This is a genomic window from Pseudomonas sp. GW821-FHT12A04, assembly GCF_058807755.1.
In genome coordinates this window covers 36,161-50,780 of the sequence record NZ_JBXAQZ010000022.1, presented here as the reverse complement: position 1 = coordinate 50,780, position 14,620 = coordinate 36,161, and the positions used below count along the sequence as shown (strand labels likewise).

The 14,620-nt window shown below is 62.0% G+C and carries 17 protein-coding genes; 3 read left to right on the top strand and 14 right to left on the bottom strand.

Annotation, left to right across the window (positions count from 1 at the left end; genetic code table 11):
* Window positions 1–404: 404 nt before the first annotated feature.
* The 3 genes from AC1RS8_RS26975 (at window position 405) to AC1RS8_RS26965 (ending at window position 2,815) form a co-directional block, all read left to right on the top strand.
* The gene (locus AC1RS8_RS26975; protein ID WP_008051046.1) at window positions 405–629 is read left to right on the top strand and encodes a hypothetical protein; all 225 of its coding nucleotides are present in this window, start codon (window positions 405–407) and stop codon (window positions 627–629) included.
* 276 nt (window positions 630–905) lie between these two features.
* The gene (locus AC1RS8_RS26970) at window positions 906–1,388 is read left to right on the top strand and encodes a hypothetical protein (protein ID WP_057715794.1); all 483 of its coding nucleotides are present in this window, start codon (window positions 906–908) and stop codon (window positions 1,386–1,388) included.
* A gap of 146 nt (window positions 1,389–1,534) precedes the next feature.
* Complete coding sequence (locus AC1RS8_RS26965) at window positions 1,535–2,815, top strand: OmpP1/FadL family transporter (protein ID WP_057715795.1); 1,281 nt, start codon at window positions 1,535–1,537, stop codon at window positions 2,813–2,815.
* Window positions 2,816–2,995: 180 nt separating this feature from the next.
* Here the strand turns inward: AC1RS8_RS26965 and AC1RS8_RS26960 are convergent, their stop codons facing one another.
* The 14 genes from AC1RS8_RS26960 to cobO all read right to left on the bottom strand — a co-directional run bounded on the left by AC1RS8_RS26960 (window position 2,996) and on the right by cobO (window position 14,579).
* Window positions 2,996–3,562, bottom strand: coding sequence for a glutathione peroxidase (locus tag AC1RS8_RS26960; RefSeq protein ID WP_407515237.1), 567 nt, complete (start codon window positions 3,560–3,562; stop codon window positions 2,996–2,998).
* Between the two features lie 55 nt (window positions 3,563–3,617).
* Window positions 3,618–3,740 carry a hypothetical protein gene (locus AC1RS8_RS26955; RefSeq protein WP_008051054.1) on the bottom strand — a complete coding sequence of 41 codons (123 nt, stop codon included), beginning with the start codon at window positions 3,738–3,740 and terminating at the stop codon, window positions 3,618–3,620.
* The gene (locus AC1RS8_RS26950; protein ID WP_057715797.1) at window positions 3,737–4,945 is read right to left on the bottom strand and encodes an MFS transporter; all 1,209 of its coding nucleotides are present in this window, start codon (window positions 4,943–4,945) and stop codon (window positions 3,737–3,739) included. The genes AC1RS8_RS26955 and AC1RS8_RS26950 overlap by 4 nt, the downstream gene beginning before the upstream one ends.
* A 52-nt stretch (window positions 4,946–4,997) precedes the next feature.
* The gene (locus tag AC1RS8_RS26945) at window positions 4,998–5,402 is read right to left on the bottom strand and encodes a MarR family winged helix-turn-helix transcriptional regulator (protein WP_046037619.1); all 405 of its coding nucleotides are present in this window, start codon (window positions 5,400–5,402) and stop codon (window positions 4,998–5,000) included.
* A gap of 173 nt (window positions 5,403–5,575) precedes the next feature.
* Window positions 5,576–6,307, bottom strand: coding sequence for an adenosylcobinamide-GDP ribazoletransferase (locus AC1RS8_RS26940; RefSeq protein WP_154860729.1), 732 nt, complete (start codon window positions 6,305–6,307; stop codon window positions 5,576–5,578).
* Between the two features lie 2 nt (window positions 6,308–6,309).
* Window positions 6,310–6,885, bottom strand: a complete 576-nt coding sequence (gene cobC / locus AC1RS8_RS26935; protein WP_489340044.1) for an alpha-ribazole phosphatase family protein — start codon at window positions 6,883–6,885, stop codon at window positions 6,310–6,312.
* Complete coding sequence (gene cobT, locus AC1RS8_RS26930) at window positions 6,882–7,937, bottom strand: nicotinate-nucleotide--dimethylbenzimidazole phosphoribosyltransferase (RefSeq protein ID WP_489340043.1); 1,056 nt, start codon at window positions 7,935–7,937, stop codon at window positions 6,882–6,884. The genes cobC and cobT overlap by 4 nt, the downstream gene beginning before the upstream one ends.
* Entirely contained in the window at window positions 7,934–8,455 is a 522-nt protein-coding gene (gene cobU / locus AC1RS8_RS26925) for a bifunctional adenosylcobinamide kinase/adenosylcobinamide-phosphate guanylyltransferase (protein ID WP_489340042.1), read from the bottom strand. Before cobU ends, cobT begins: the two co-directional genes overlap by 4 nt.
* 148 nt (window positions 8,456–8,603) lie before the next feature.
* Window positions 8,604–10,055, bottom strand: a complete 1,452-nt coding sequence (locus AC1RS8_RS26920) for a cobyric acid synthase (protein ID WP_489340041.1) — start codon at window positions 10,053–10,055, stop codon at window positions 8,604–8,606.
* Window positions 10,052–11,044, bottom strand: coding sequence for a threonine-phosphate decarboxylase CobD (gene cobD / locus AC1RS8_RS26915; protein ID WP_057715804.1), 993 nt, complete (start codon window positions 11,042–11,044; stop codon window positions 10,052–10,054). Before cobD ends, AC1RS8_RS26920 begins: the two co-directional genes overlap by 4 nt.
* Window positions 11,037–11,945, bottom strand: coding sequence for an adenosylcobinamide-phosphate synthase CbiB (gene cbiB / locus AC1RS8_RS26910; protein ID WP_154909977.1), 909 nt, complete (start codon window positions 11,943–11,945; stop codon window positions 11,037–11,039). The genes cobD and cbiB overlap by 8 nt, the downstream gene beginning before the upstream one ends.
* The gene (gene bluB, locus AC1RS8_RS26905) at window positions 11,942–12,592 is read right to left on the bottom strand and encodes a 5,6-dimethylbenzimidazole synthase (RefSeq protein ID WP_489340040.1); all 651 of its coding nucleotides are present in this window, start codon (window positions 12,590–12,592) and stop codon (window positions 11,942–11,944) included. Before bluB ends, cbiB begins: the two co-directional genes overlap by 4 nt.
* Window positions 12,589–13,971: a cobyrinic acid a,c-diamide synthase CobB gene (locus AC1RS8_RS26900; RefSeq protein WP_489340039.1), complete on the bottom strand. Its 1,383-nt coding sequence runs from the start codon at window positions 13,969–13,971 to the stop codon at window positions 12,589–12,591. The genes bluB and AC1RS8_RS26900 overlap by 4 nt, the downstream gene beginning before the upstream one ends.
* Window positions 13,968–14,579 (bottom strand): cob(I)yrinic acid a,c-diamide adenosyltransferase, encoded by a 612-nt coding sequence (gene cobO / locus AC1RS8_RS26895; protein ID WP_057715808.1) that lies wholly within the window; start codon window positions 14,577–14,579, stop codon window positions 13,968–13,970. The genes AC1RS8_RS26900 and cobO overlap by 4 nt, the downstream gene beginning before the upstream one ends.
* Window positions 14,580–14,620 lie beyond the last annotated feature (41 nt).

The following is a 14,620-nucleotide window of genomic DNA, read 5'->3' as shown; positions in this document are numbered from 1 at the left end:
AGCTGAAAGTCAATTCTGGTCGAACAAATCCCCCCGGTCAGCCTTCCCGACGGAAGCCTCCACCGAACAAGCGGGATCGACCACCTCGATGGTTTCCAGGTAAATCTTGCGCCAACACAACCTTTGAATCGAAAGCAAAGGATGTTGCTCCGCCTGCCTACTCTGCTCGAACCAACCTGCAAATTGATCAGGATCTTCACCCCGGGCCCAGAACCTTTGCCCTCGATGTGTTGCCTGCCCTCCTAAGTACCTACCTGCCAGCCCAAGCGCGCCAACTTATCAGCGCTTCAAACTGGCTGCTTTGTTCCAGTCGGGTTCTTCGTTCGATCAATGGTGATCGACGTTACTGGAACGTTTTAACGTTGCACGGTTCTTATCCGTGTCATTTGTAGGAACACCCAATAATGTCTACTCAAATCCAGACTCAGGATGCCATTCGCACCCTAACCAACGCTTTTGCACCAATGAACTGCCTGATCATGGCCGCTCGCAAAGGCTGCTTCAGCTTCACCTTGGTCAACGAACACGGTATCGCTCGTCACAGCGAACGCCTGTACCCCGATCAATACTCCAGCGCCGAGCCGCTGCAGGCCGTGATCGAGCGTACCCGTCAGGCACTGGTTGCCTGAAACGCCAGAAAGGCTGAAAAACCCAAAAGCCCTGCCCGAAAAGCGGGGCTTTTTATTGCCCGATATTTCCCTTTCCTCGAATCACGACTAAGCACGATCCGATATAACGGTTATAACTGATCGCTGGAAATATTTTAAAAACAGGCCTTTACAGCGCGAATATGACACTACACTTCAACTCAAGCGGCTTGACCCGCTTGCGGCGAGCCTGAGCCGATTCACAGCTGCCAAGCCCCCCTTCAGGTGTCGCCGTCCATTTCAGGTTTCGAGGGTTTTATGGGTATCGCTGCCAGCGAACTGTGCCGTTATGTGATTCGTCCGACATTAATCTATCTCGGACAACATAGCGCTACGGCCGAATCCCTGCTGCTGGGCATTGCCGCCAGCCAGTCCGCCCTTGGTTCCGCCCTGCATGACCGCCGTGGGCACGGCCTGTACCGCATCGCCGAGCCCCGTCACCAGGCCCTTTGGGACCATTACCTGGCCCTTGATCCGGAGCGTGCGAGCCTGGTCCGCGGCCTGGCCAGCCAGCATGCGTTCCTGAGTGGCCCGCACCTCGAGTTGACCGTCAACCTGCGTTACGCCACAGCCATCGCCTGGCTGCTGGTGGAAGAACAGAACACCCCCCTCCCCGCCCCTGATGATTTGCTGGGTATGGCCAGAATCTGGCGCCAGACATTTCAGCCCCAGGGACGTCTGCGTGATTTCACCTGCGCCTGGCAAACCTGTGTTTCACCCCTGAATCAGGTAGCCTGCTGACACCCTTGGATCCAAAGATCGCGTAACACGCCGCGATTCTGGTCGGATTGTCCTACAAAACCGCTCTAAATCAAGGCATACAGCCTATGGCGCCGGAACGAAAATGTTGGTAATTTTCGCCCCGGTGATCACCAGGAGTTCTAATAATGAAAAAAGTAATGCTCAAAACCACCATTAGTCTCGCCGTTGCCATGGCATCCACCCAGATCTTTGCAAGTGGCTTTGCCCTCAACGAACAAAGCATCAGCGGGATGGGGTCAGGTTTTGCCGGGCGATCTTCCTCTGCCGACGACGCATCCACCATTTTTGGCAACCCTGCCGGCATGTCGCGCATCAAGCGCGAACAAGTTACCGGCGGTGTTGCGATGATCGACGCACACACTGACATCAGCCACGCAAGCTCCTCCCCGAACAACCGTGGCAGCAATGACGGCGACATGGTTCCGTTCATCGCCGTGCCCATGGGTTACTACGTCAAGCCAATCGACGACCATTGGGCCTTCGGTATTGGCATATACGCCCCGTTCGGCCTGGTAACCGACTACGAAAACGGCTTTGAGGGTCGTTACTTCGGCAGCAAGAGCGAAGTCAAGATCGTCACCGTGCAACCGACTGTCAGCTACGCCTTCAACGACAAGGTTTCCATCGGTTTCGGCCCGACCATCAACCGCATCGACGGCAGCCTGGAATCGAACATAACGGCCTTGCCGACCTTAACGAATTTGCCCGATGGTCATGTCAAGATCAAGGGTGACGACACCGCCCTGGGCTACAACATCGGCGTGCTGGTCCAAGCCACCGACAGCACCCGTGTCGGCCTGACCTACCACTCGAAAGTGAAGTACAAGCTCGAGGGTGACACCAAGGTCAACTACAACCTGCTCGGCCTGGTCGGCCAGAACCCGAGCCAGAAATACGACGCTTCGCTGGATGTGACCACGCCTGAATCGGTGGACTTTTCGGTCACTCACCAGCTCGACGACAAGTGGACTCTTTACGCAGGCAGCACCTGGACCCGCTGGAGCCGCCTGAAAGAAATCACCGTTGAAAACACAGGTGTTCCGGCGGTTCTGAACGGCCAGTTCGGCACCATCACCGAAGAACAGAACTGGCACGACACCTGGGCTCACGCCATCGGCGCGTCCTACCAGTTGAACAAGCAATGGGTACTGCGTACCGGCCTGTCCGTTGACCAGGCACCGACCAACAACGTCGACCGTTCCCCACGCATCCCGACTGGCGATCGCACGATTTTCAGCGTGGGCGCCGGCTGGAGCCCGACCGACGACCTGACCATCGACCTGGCGTACTCGTACCTGCGCGAGGAATCGGTCAAGGTCAACGGCGACGACCATGGCCAGACCTACAACGCCAAGTATGACAACTACGCGAACGGTTTCGGTCTAGGTGCGACCTACCGCTTCTGATGATTCCCGGCGAGCCTGAACCGCTCGCCATCGGAATCAAAAAAGCCCCGCTCTCCTCACGGAGGCGGGGCTTTTCATTTGTAGGAGCGAGCCTGCTCGCGATGGACGCGAACGATGACGTGTGTTTACTGGATGAACGAGGCGCCTTGAGATTTTCGCGAGCAAGCTCGCTCCTACAGGTCAGGGGGTCGAAACAAGTGGTGGCGAAGCCAGGGCCTTTTCCACCGCCGCAATGAACTCGGGATCGTCCGGCTTGGTCAGGCTGGAGAAATTGGCGATCACCTTGCCTTGGCGGTCCACCACATACTTGTAGAAATTCCACTTCGGCGCGCTGCTTTGACTGGCGAGGACCTTGAACAAGTGCGTCGCATCCTCGCCGCGAACCCTTTGCGGCTCGGTCATGGTGAAGGTCACACCATAGTTGACGTAGCAGACCTTGGCAGTCTCGGCACCATCCTTTGACTCCTGCTTGAAGTCATTGGACGGAACGCCAATTACCTCCAGCCCTTGATCCTTGAAGCGCTGGTTCAGCGCCTCAAGGCCTTTGAACTGCGGAGCAAAGCCACAGAAGCTTGCGGTATTGACCACCACCAACGGTTTACCGGCGAAGCGCTGGCACAAATCGATGGATTCCTTGGCGCGCAGCTTTTGCAGTGATCCTTGCAACAGCTCCGGGCACTCGGCCGCGTAGGCCAGCCCGGTAAACGCCACCAGCAACGCGGGGACTGCAATCCAGCGCATCAGCATGTCGGTGCACCCTTGATAATTCGTCAAAAGCGACGTTACTCGCCCTCGCCGCTCGCTAGCAAGCACCCATGCCCAACTGCATCAGCGCCAGCCCGCCCTGATGCCAGCCCCACCACGACAACGCCAGCAATAAGGCGCAGACGGCGGCTACAGCGATCCGTGGCCAAAGGTTGTTCATATCGCACTCATTTGTGATTGCAGACGCTCTACCGGCCGCTCACGCACCGGCCAGTTGAGGGCAGCGGCCAACAGGCTCAAGAGAATCGCCACTTGCCAGATCAAGTCATAACTCCCGGTTCGGTCATACACCACGCCACCCAACCAGCCGCCCAGGAACGAACCGAGTTGGTGAAACAGGAAAACAATCCCGCCGAGCATGGACAGGTTTCGCACACCAAACAAGGTCGCCACCGTACCGTTGGTCAATGGCACCGTCGACAGCCACAAAAAACCCATGGCCATGCCGAAAAGATAAGCCGTGGTGGTGGTCACCGGTGCCCACAGGAACAAAGCAATGACCACCGCCCGCAGCAAGTACAACCCGGTGAGCAAACGCGGCTTGGACATGCGCCCGCCGAGCCATCCCGCGGTATAGGTGCCGAAGATGTTGAACAGGCCGATCAGTGCCAGCACCGTGGTGCCGACCGTCGCCGGAAGGTGTTGATCCACCAGATAGGCCGGCAGGTGCACACCGATGAACACCACCTGGAATCCGCACACGAAAAAGCCGAACGCCAGCAACCAGAAGCCGGAATGGGAGCAGGCTTCGCGCAGCGCTTCGCCAAGGGTCTGTTCGTGGCCCAGGACGGGCAGCGGCTTGTCCTTGAGCATGCCAACCAGCGGCACGATCAACGCCACCAGCAAGCCCAGCGCCAGCAGCGCCGCGGACCAGCCAAGCCATCCGATCAAACCGAGCGTGCCGGGCAACATCGCGAACTGGCCGAACGAACCGGCCGCACTCGCGATCCCCATGCCCATGCTGCGTTTTTCCGGTGGCACCGCGCGGCCGACCACCCCCAGGATCACCGAGAACGACGTACCCGACAGTCCGATGCCGATCAGCAGGCCGGCGCTCAGGGACAGGGTCATCGCCGAGTCGGAGAGCCCCATGCAAATCAGCCCGGCCGCGTACAGGACGCCACCGATCAGCACCACTTTCGCTGCGCCGAAGCGGTCGGCCAGGGCACCGGTGAATGGCTGGGCGAGGCCCCAGATCAGGTTTTGCAGGGCGATGGCGAAGGCAAAGACTTCACGGCCCCAGCCGAACTCGGCACTCATCGGCGCCAGAAACAGCCCGAAGCCATGTCGAACCCCCAGAGACAACGCAAGGATCAGCGCACTCCCCAACAGAACCCAGCCGCAAGTACGCCACATCGATGTCATTGTTATTCTCCAATAGCGGGTATATACCCGCTTAAGATCGAAAAAACCGGCATCATGCCAGTTCGTCCAGCAGCTTCAATAAGGTTTCACGCTTCTCGGCGCCCAAGCGATCGATCAAGCGTTGCTGTGCGGCTTCCCAGGCCGGCAAGGCCGCCTTGAGACGCTCTGCCCCGGCCTCGGTCAGCAGGACGATGCGATTGCGCATGTCCTCGCCCTCGACCAGCGTCACCAGGCCATCACCCTCCAGCACCCGCAAATTGCGCCCCAGGGTGCTGCGGTCCAGGCCCATGGCCTCGGCCAGGGTCGAGATGCTCGGCTGATCCAGACGCTGCAGATTGCACAGCAAAGAATACTGCGCAACGTTGATCCCGAAGCCGTCGAGAGCGCCGTCGTAGTGCCTGCTGACGCCACGGGCGGCGCGACGCAGGTTGATGCATAAACATTGGGAATCGAGCATGGTGCGTGTATATACCCGCGAGTCGGTTAAATCAAGTGGCATGGGGTTTGTTCAGTGATTGGGCGGTGTCCTGTAGATCGCCATCGCGAGCAAGCTCGCTCCCACAGTTGATCGCATTCCAATGTGGGAGCGGGCTTGCCCGCGAAGAGGCCGGAACATTCAACACAACCCGATCAGGCCAACGCCAAGCCTACCAGCACTGCAACTTCCAGCAACTCCAGCATCGCGCCCGCCGTGTCCCCTGTCGTGCCACCCAGACGCCGAAGCATTACCTGGCGCAGCCAGACAAACCCCAGCGCCGCCAACACCACCGCCAGCGCTCCACTGACGCCGGCGATCAACACACAAGCCAATGCGCTGACCGCCAACACCTGCTTGCCCGGCGAACGCGGAAGATGATCGGCCAATGCCTGGCCCAGGCCACCGGCACGCACATAGGGCGTAGTCAGGAACAAGCCGAGCAATGCGCTGCGACCGATCAACGGCACGATGATCAAGGCCAGCGAATGCGGCTGCTCGATCAACGCCAGCAGTGCGGTGAATTTAAGCAACAACACCAGGACCAGCGTCACCACGGCGATCGGCCCGCTGCGCGGGTCTTTCATGATGGTCAGCGTGCGCTCACGGTCGCCAAAACCGCCGAGCCAGGCATCGGCGCTGTCCGCCAGGCCATCGAGATGCAAGCCGCCGCTGAGCAGCACCCAAAGGCTCAGCAACAGCGCCGCGTGCAGCAAGGTTGGTGTACCCAGCAACAGCCAGTTGACTGCCCACAGAATCGCGCCAAAGAGCAATCCCACCAGCGGATAAAACAGCAACGACCGCCCCAGTTCCCGGGGCTCAGGCATTCCGGGCAGGCGAATCGGCAGGCTGCTGAGAAATTGCAGGGCGATCCAGAATGGCAGCATGGTCAGGGCACTTCCTTCAACACGCCCGCAGGCTCCACCGTCAGCGAAAACAGCGCGCCATGCCCGACCTCAACGTTGAGCAGTTGCTCCCGTGGCAGCCCGCGCGCCTGTGCCAGCAACAGACGCATCACACCGCCATGGCTGATCAGCAGAATGCGCTCACCGGCACAGGTCGCGTGCAAACGCTCCAGCGCTGCCAGCACCCGTGCCGAAAAGTCTGCAACCGGCTCACCCTGAGGCGGCGTGAACGAATAGGGATCGGCCCAGAACAAACCCAGGGCCTGCGCGTCGGTCTCCATCAACGCCGCCGCGCTCTGTCCTTCCCAAGCGCCGAAATGCAACTCTTGCAGGTCTTTGTCCAGTTGCAACGGCACACCCAGTTGCGCAGCGAGTTCCTCGGCAAACAGCGCACAACGCTGCAACGGCGAACTGACCAGCCGATCCCACGGCCCTTGCCCGACCACGGCGGCGCGCATCTGCGCCCAGCCCGTGTCGGTCAACGCATCATCGATACTGCCGCGCAGGCCGCCGCCGAGTTCGGTTTCACCGTGACGCAACAGATCCACGCGCAAGGTCATGCCGGACGATCTGCCACGGCGGCTTCGGCAAAGGTCGCCATTTGCCCGTGCAGGTCGCAAGCCAGGCGCAGCAGCGGCACAGCCAACGCCGCACCACTGCCTTCACCAAGCCGCAGGCCGAGATCGAGCAAGGGTTGCGCATCCAGGGTTTCCAGCACATGACGATGCCCCGGCTCGGCGCCGCGATGACCGAACAACAGCCACTGACGACACTCTGGATTCAAGCGCACCGCAACCAGTGCCGCGACGCTGCAAATGAAGCCGTCCACCAGCACCGCGACACCTTCCTGGGCACACGCAAGATAGGCACCGACCAGCGCAGCGATCTCAAAACCGCCGAGGTTGAACAGGGTCTGCAAGGCATCGCCACGCTGCGCGCCATGCAATGCCAGGGCGCGCTCGATGACCTGGGCCTTGTGGCTGACACCTTCGGCATTGAGCCCGGTGCCAGGACCGGTCAGATGCACCACCGGGCAATCGAGTAGCGCACACGCCAATGCACTGGCAGCGGTGGTGTTACCGATGCCCATTTCGCCACCGATAAACAACTGCGCACCGGCGGCAATTGCCCGCTGCACGCTGTCACGACCGGCCTGCAAAGCGAGTTGCCCCTGGGCCTGGGTCATGGCCGGTCCCTGTACAAAATTCGCGGTGCCCGGGCCGACATTCAGATGGCGCACGCCCGGCAGGTTTAGCGACGGCGTCACCGTGCCAAGATCCACCACCTCAAGGGAAGCGCCCAGTTGCCGCGCCAGCACGCTGATCGCCGCGCCACCGCTGACGAAGTTGAGCAGCATCTGCCCGGTGACTTCCTGGGGAAACGCCGACACGCCCTCGGCGACGACGCCATGGTCGCCGGCAAAAATCGCGATCCACACCTGCTCCAGGCTTGGCTTGACCCGCCCCTGCAATCCCGCCAGCTGCACCGCCAGCGCTTCCAGCTGACCGAGGGAGCCGGCCGGCTTGGTCAGTTGCTGTTGCCGTGCCTGGGCCTGTTCGACCGCTTGGGTATCGACCGGCTTGCACGGGTTCAGCCACCAGGATTGAGTCATAACGCAGTTCCTTTCAGAGTCAGGGGCAGGCCGGCGACGGTCAGGACGACACGCTGACAACGCTCAGCCAGAGCTTGATGCAGCCAACCGGCTTCATCGACATAGCGGCGAGTCAATTCGCCCAGCGGCACGACACCCATGCCGGTCTCGTTGCTGACAAAAATGATTTCACCCGGCAGCGACGCCAGGCAGTCCAGCAAGGCATCACGCTCGGCGTGCAAGCGCTCGGTATCGTCGAGCATCAGCAGATTGGTCAGCCACAGGGTCAGGCAATCCACCAGCAGGCAACGGTCGACACGGGCGGACTCACGCAGCACCCGGGCCAGTTCCACCGGTTCTTCGATCAAGGCCCATTCGGCAGGACGACGGGCGCGGTGATGGGCCACCCGCTCGCTCATTTCTCCGTCCAGTGGCTGGCTGGTGGCGATGTAGGTCACGGCCAGGGCGCTGTCGATGGCGAGCTTTTCAGCCAGGCGACTCTTGCCGGAACGGGCGCCGCCGAGGATCAGTTGGAGCATTGCTTATTCCTTAAAATCTTCGGGGAGGCGACGGCCCTCATCGCGAGCAAGCTCGCTCCCACAATTGATCCAGGCTGAACATACATTTTGATTACACCTCGTAACCTGTGGGAGCGAGCTTGCTCGCGATGGGGCCGCAACAGCCACCTCAGAACCCACAGAGCTGACGCAGCAGAGAAGTATCCAGATGCTTCTCCACCAGATCCGCCAGCCGCTCGATATCACGCTCGCGCAAGGCGTGGTAATCCACGGCCTGCACATCCTGCAACCCGGCCCAGCGCAGCAGAGCACTGCACGCCGCCGGCGATTCGAACAGCCCGTGCAGGTAGGTGCCGAAAATCTGCCCGTCAGCACTTTGCGCGCCATCACAGCGGCCGTCATCCAGATGCACGGCGGCATGTTCCAGGGCCGATCCGGTGGTCACGCCGGCATGAATTTCATAGCCCGCCACCGGCGCATCTTCCAGCGCCAGGCGACCACGCACATTGCGCAACTGCTTCTCTTGTTCGAGCTGGGTCTGGAACGCCAGCAGCCCCAAACCGGCACTGGAACCCGGCGCACCTTCGAGGCCCAGCGGGTCATGCACCTGCTCACCGAGCATCTGCAGGCCGCCACAGATCCCCAGCAGTTTCCCGCCGTAACGCAGATGCCGGGCGATGGCGGTGTCCCAGCCGTTGGCCCGCAGGTACGCGAGGTCGCTGCGCACACTTTTCGAGCCGGGAAGGATAATCAGGTCGGCGGGCGGAATCGCCTGGCCGGGGCCGATGAATTGCAGGTCCACTTGCGGATGCAGGCGCAGCGGATCGAAATCGGTGTGATTGCTGATGCGCGGCAGCACCGGCACCACCACCTTGAGCACCTGTTCGGCTTTATCGGTCTGGCGTTGATCGATGCCGTCCTCGGCCTCCAGGTGCAGATCCATCACGTAGGGCAGCACGCCGATCACCGGTTTGCCGGTGCGCTCTTCAAGCCAGTCGAGACCGGGTTGCAGCAACGCGATATCGCCACGAAAACGATTGATGATGAAGCCTTTGACCCGCGCCTGCTCACTCGGCGACAACAGTTCGAGAGTGCCTACCAGATGGGCAAAAACCCCGCCGCGATTGATATCGGCGATCAGCAGCACCGGGCAATCCACCGCTTCGGCGAAGCCCATGTTGGCGATGTCCCCGGCCCGCAGATTGATTTCCGCCGGCGAGCCCGCACCCTCGACCATCACCAGCGGATACGCCGCGTTCAAGCGCTCGTGGGAGGCCAGCACCGCTTGCATGGCGATGGTTTTGTAGTCGTGATAGGCGACCGCATTCATGGTCGTGACAGCGCGGCCATGGATGATCACCTGGGCACCGGTGTCACTGTTGGGCTTGAGCAACACCGGGTTCATGTCGGTGTGCGGTTCGAGGTTCGCGGCCTGGGCCTGTACCGCCTGGGCGCGGCCGATCTCGCCACCGTCGGCGGTCACCGCACTGTTGAGGGCCATGTTCTGTGGCTTGAACGGCACCACCCTGACGCCCTGACGCGTGACCCAGCGGCACAACGCGGTTACCAGCGTGCTTTTACCGGCATCCGATGTGGTGCCTTGCACCATCAGCGTGGTCATTGGTTTTCCTTGGCGAAATCGTCGAACGCCAGCGCCAGTCGTACCCAGGCGATTTCGTCACCGGGCAAGCCGAATCGCAGGCTGCTGTTGTGCGTGAACAACCGCAGGAGAATGCCGCGCCGGGCCATGAATTCATGCAGCTCTTCGGCGCGCTCGGTGATCAGCCACTGGAACAGCGCACAACCGCCCTGGGGCTCGAAGCCGTGCTGTTCCAGCAACGACGCAAGGCGCTCGCTGGCCTCTTCGGTGCGTACCCGTTGCCGCGTTTGTCCCTCGGTATCGCGCAGACAGGCCTGGCCCACTACCCGGGTTGCCCCGCTCACGGCCCACGGCCCCACTTGTTCTGCCAGCAACTTGAGCAACTTGCGCTCGGCCAGCACAAACCCCAGGCGCACACCGGCCAGGCCGAAAAATTTGCCAAAGGAACGCAAGACGATCAATCCGACTTGATGGGCAAACGGCGCCAGGCTCAGTTGCGGCGTGTTATCCATGAACGCTTCGTCCACCACCAGCCAGCCACCGCGCTGCGCCAGTCGCGTGTGCCAGTCGAGCAGCCGACTGGGGGTGAGGCTCAGGCCCGTGGGGTTATTCGGATTGACCACCACCAGCACGTCGAAACTGTCGATAAAGAAGTCGACTTCCTGCTCCAGCACTTCACGCACGATGTAGCCGTTGCGACGCCACGCTTCGGCGTGCTCGGCATAACACGGCGACAGTACGCCGACCTTGCCCGCCCGACGCAATCGCGGCAGCAGTTGAATCGCCATTTGCGAGCCGGCCACCGGCAATGCCTGCAAGGTGCCGTAGTAATCACAGGCGGCCTGCTCCAGACCGTCGTCCGTCTCCGGCAAACGGGCCCAGGCCCGCAGCGGAATATCCGGCACCGGAAACGGCCAGGGAGCAAGGCCGGTGGACAGGTCCAGCCAGTCGGCTTCATCTATGCCGTATTCGAGCGCCGCCTTGCGCAGTCGCCCACCGTGCTCAAGCATAAAATTCGGCCCCCAGGCAGAGAATCAGCAGCCATAACCATACCCCGCGCTGGACCAATTGCCAGCCCCGGTCAATCGAGTCGGCATCCGCCGGCACACCTTCGCCCAACTGTGGACGCTGATGCAGTTCGCCGTGATAAATCGCCGCCCCACCCAATTCGACACCAAGGGCACCCGCCCCTGCCGCCATCACCGGGCCGGCGTTCGGGCTATCCCAGGTCGGGGCCTGGGTGCGCCAGCATTTCAATGCCAGCCGGGTTTTGCCCAGCAGCGCGTATGTCAGTGCCACCAGGCGCGCAGGAATGTAATTGAGCACATCATCGACCTTCGCCGCCGCCCAGCCGAACCGTTCGAAGCGCTCATTGCGATAACCCCACATCGCATCCAGCGTATTGCTCAGGCGGTAGAGCACCACGCCCGGCGCGCCCGCCACGGCAAACCAGAACAACGCTGCGAACACCGCATCGCTGCCGTTTTCCAGCACCGACTCGGTAGCGGCACGGGCGACTTCGGTTTCATCCAGTTCGCTGGTCTGGCGACTGACCAGATAGCCCACCCGCGTGCGCGCCGCTTCCAGGTCATTACTGCGCAGGGCCTTGGCCACAGGCGTGACGTGCTCACCGAGGCTGCGCATGCCGAGGGCGCAATAGAGCGCGAGAATCTCGACGATCCAGCCGACATAAGGCGCCCAGGAGAATGCCGTGGCCAGTAGCGTCAGTGGCAACACGGCAATCACCCACGCGGTGACGCCATGGCTGCGCCAGCCGCGACCGCCGCCGTTGAAACGTTGCTCGATGCGCTCGGCAAAACGGCCGAACGCCACCAGCGGATGCCAGCGTTTGGGTTCACCCAGCAGCGCATCCAGCGCAACCGCGGCGACACTCAACAACGCCACACTCATTGACTCACTCCCCAATAATTTTCATACAGCAATTCATGTAGCGGACGCGCCTGCGCCCAGCCTTCGAGCACCAGCATCGGCGCCGGATAGAACTCTTTGACCGGCCCCAGGCACAGCACGGCCAACGGCTTGGCACCCGGCGGCAACCTCAACAGGTCCGCCAGTGCCTGTGGTTCGAACAGCGACACCCACCCCATGCCCAGCCCTTCGGCACGGGACGCCAGCCACAGGTTCTGGATCGCGCAGGACAACGAAGCCATGTCCATTTCCGGCAAGGTGCGGCGGCCGAAGATATGCTGCTCGCGGTCGTCCATCAGTGCGGCGACCAGCAGCTCGGCGCAATCGTTGATGCCTTCCACCTTGAGCTTCATGAACTCATCGCTGCGCTCGCCAAGGGCTTCGGCGGTGCGGATGCGTTCTTCTTCTACCAGGGCCTGGATTTGCCCGCGCAAGGCGCGATCGCTGATGCGAATGAAGCGCCAGGGCTGCATCAGGCCGACACTGGGGGCCTGATGCGCGGCTTCGAGCAGACGACGGAGCAATTCGGGCTCGACGGTGCCGCCGCTGAAGTGGCGCATGTCGCGGCGTTCGGCGATGGCGCGGTACACCGCCGCGCGCTCGTCTTCGGAGAATGCGTTGTCGCTCATGGCCTCTTCGCGAGCAAGCCCGCTCCCACATTTGAAACGCAATCCCCTGTGGGAGCGGGCTTGCTCGCGAAGGCGGCTTCAAGGTCAGGCGCAAACAGCGCGGCAATCGCCGAGGGGTTCGACGGAAAATAAAAGTGCACGTAAGAGGCAGTCATCCGCCCCTCACGGTAGACCGCCTCCGCTCCGCGCCCGCCGTTAGGGCTCAAGCCACGGGCAATCGGCGCCAGTTCAGTGGTGGTCAGCGAATGGTGGTAGGTGTGCCCGCGCAGCGAGCCTTCCGGCAGTTCCACCGCTTGCAAAGCCAGCGCTGCGAGGCGCTTTTGCATGACTGCATCACCGGCCAGCAAGCCAACCAGTTCGGCGCGAGTGCCTTCGACATCGGTCAGGGAGTCGAGCAGATACAGCATGCCGCCACACTCGGCGAGCAACGGTTTGCCTGCCTGGTGGTGGGCGCGGATCGCATCGAGCATCGCGGTGTTTTGCGCCAGCGCAACATGATGCAGTTCCGGGTAGCCGCCCGGCAGATACAGGCTGTCCGCCTGCGGCAACGCACGGTCGCGGATCGGCGAGAAGAATGACAACTCGGCGCCCATCGCCCGCAGCAGATCCAGGCTCGCGCCATAGGTGAACGCAAAGGCTTCATCGCGGGCGACGGCAATGCGTACACCGGCCAGCAGCGGTTCGGCCGCGATGACATCAGGGGCGGCGAATTCGACTGCCGGTGGCAGCGCGACCTCGCAACTGCTGGCCAGGGCATCGGCTGCCGCGTCGAGGCGCAGGTCGAGATCGTTCAACTCACTGGCCTGCACCAGCCCCAGGTGCCGGCTCGGCAGTTCGATCCCGGTTTCCCGGGACAGCGCGCCGTACCAGCGCAAACCTTCAGTCAGGCTGCCTTCAAGCAGTTGCGCGTGGCGCAGCGTGCCGACACGATTGGCCAGCACGCCGGCGAATGGCAAGTCCGGCTGATAACGCGCCAGCCCCAGGGCCAATGCGCCAAAGGTCTGGGCCATGGCGGTGCCATCGATCACCCCCAGCACCGGCACACCGAAATGCCGCGCCAAATCGGCGCTCGACGGCGTACCGTCGAACAACCCCATGACGCCTTCGATCAGGATCAGGTCGGCTTCAGCGGCGGCTTCCCACAGCAACCGGCGACTCTCCTGCTCGCCGACCATCCACATGTCCAGCTGATACACTGGCGCACCGCTGGCGCGCTCGAGGATCATCGGATCGAGAAAGTCGGGCCCGCACTTGAACACTCGGACCTTGCGCCCCTGATTGCGATGCAATCGGGCCAGTGCCGCGGTGACGGTGGTCTTGCCCTGGCCAGAGGCCGGCGCGGCAATCAGTACCGCCGGACAGTGCCGAGGCTGACTCACAATTCGACGCCTTTCTGCGCTTTGATCCCGGCTTGAAAGGCGTGCTTGATCACGCCCATTTCGGTGACGGTGTCAGCCATCTCGATCATCTCCGGCTTGGCGGCACGACCGGTGACCACCACGTGTTGCATCGGCGGTCGGGCCTGCAAGTCGCTGAGCACCTGATCGAGATCGAGGTAGCCGTGCTTGAGGGCGATGTTCAGCTCATCGAGCACCACCAGACCGATGGATGGATCGCGCAGCAGTTGCTGCGACACCGCCCAGGCGGCTTCGGCGGCGGCGATGTCGCGCTGGCGGTCCTGGGTTTCCCAGGTAAAGCCTTCGCCCATCACATGAAAACGCACCTGCTCGGGAAAGCGCCGGAAGAACAACTCCTCCCCCGTACTGTTGCGGCCCTTGATGAACTGCACCACGCCGCATTGCATGCCGTGCCCCATGGCGCGGGCAAGCATGCCGAAGGCCGAACTGCTCTTGCCCTTGCCGTTGCCGGTCAGCACCAGCAGCAGGCCACACTCGTTCGGGGAATTGGCGATGCGCTCGTCGATCACGGCTTTTTTGCGCTGCATGCGCGCCAGGTGGCGTTCGTCACGATCGGGGGTATCAGTCATGGGGGAGCTCTCCGTTTAGGCAGGAATAACGGCGGGCGGGC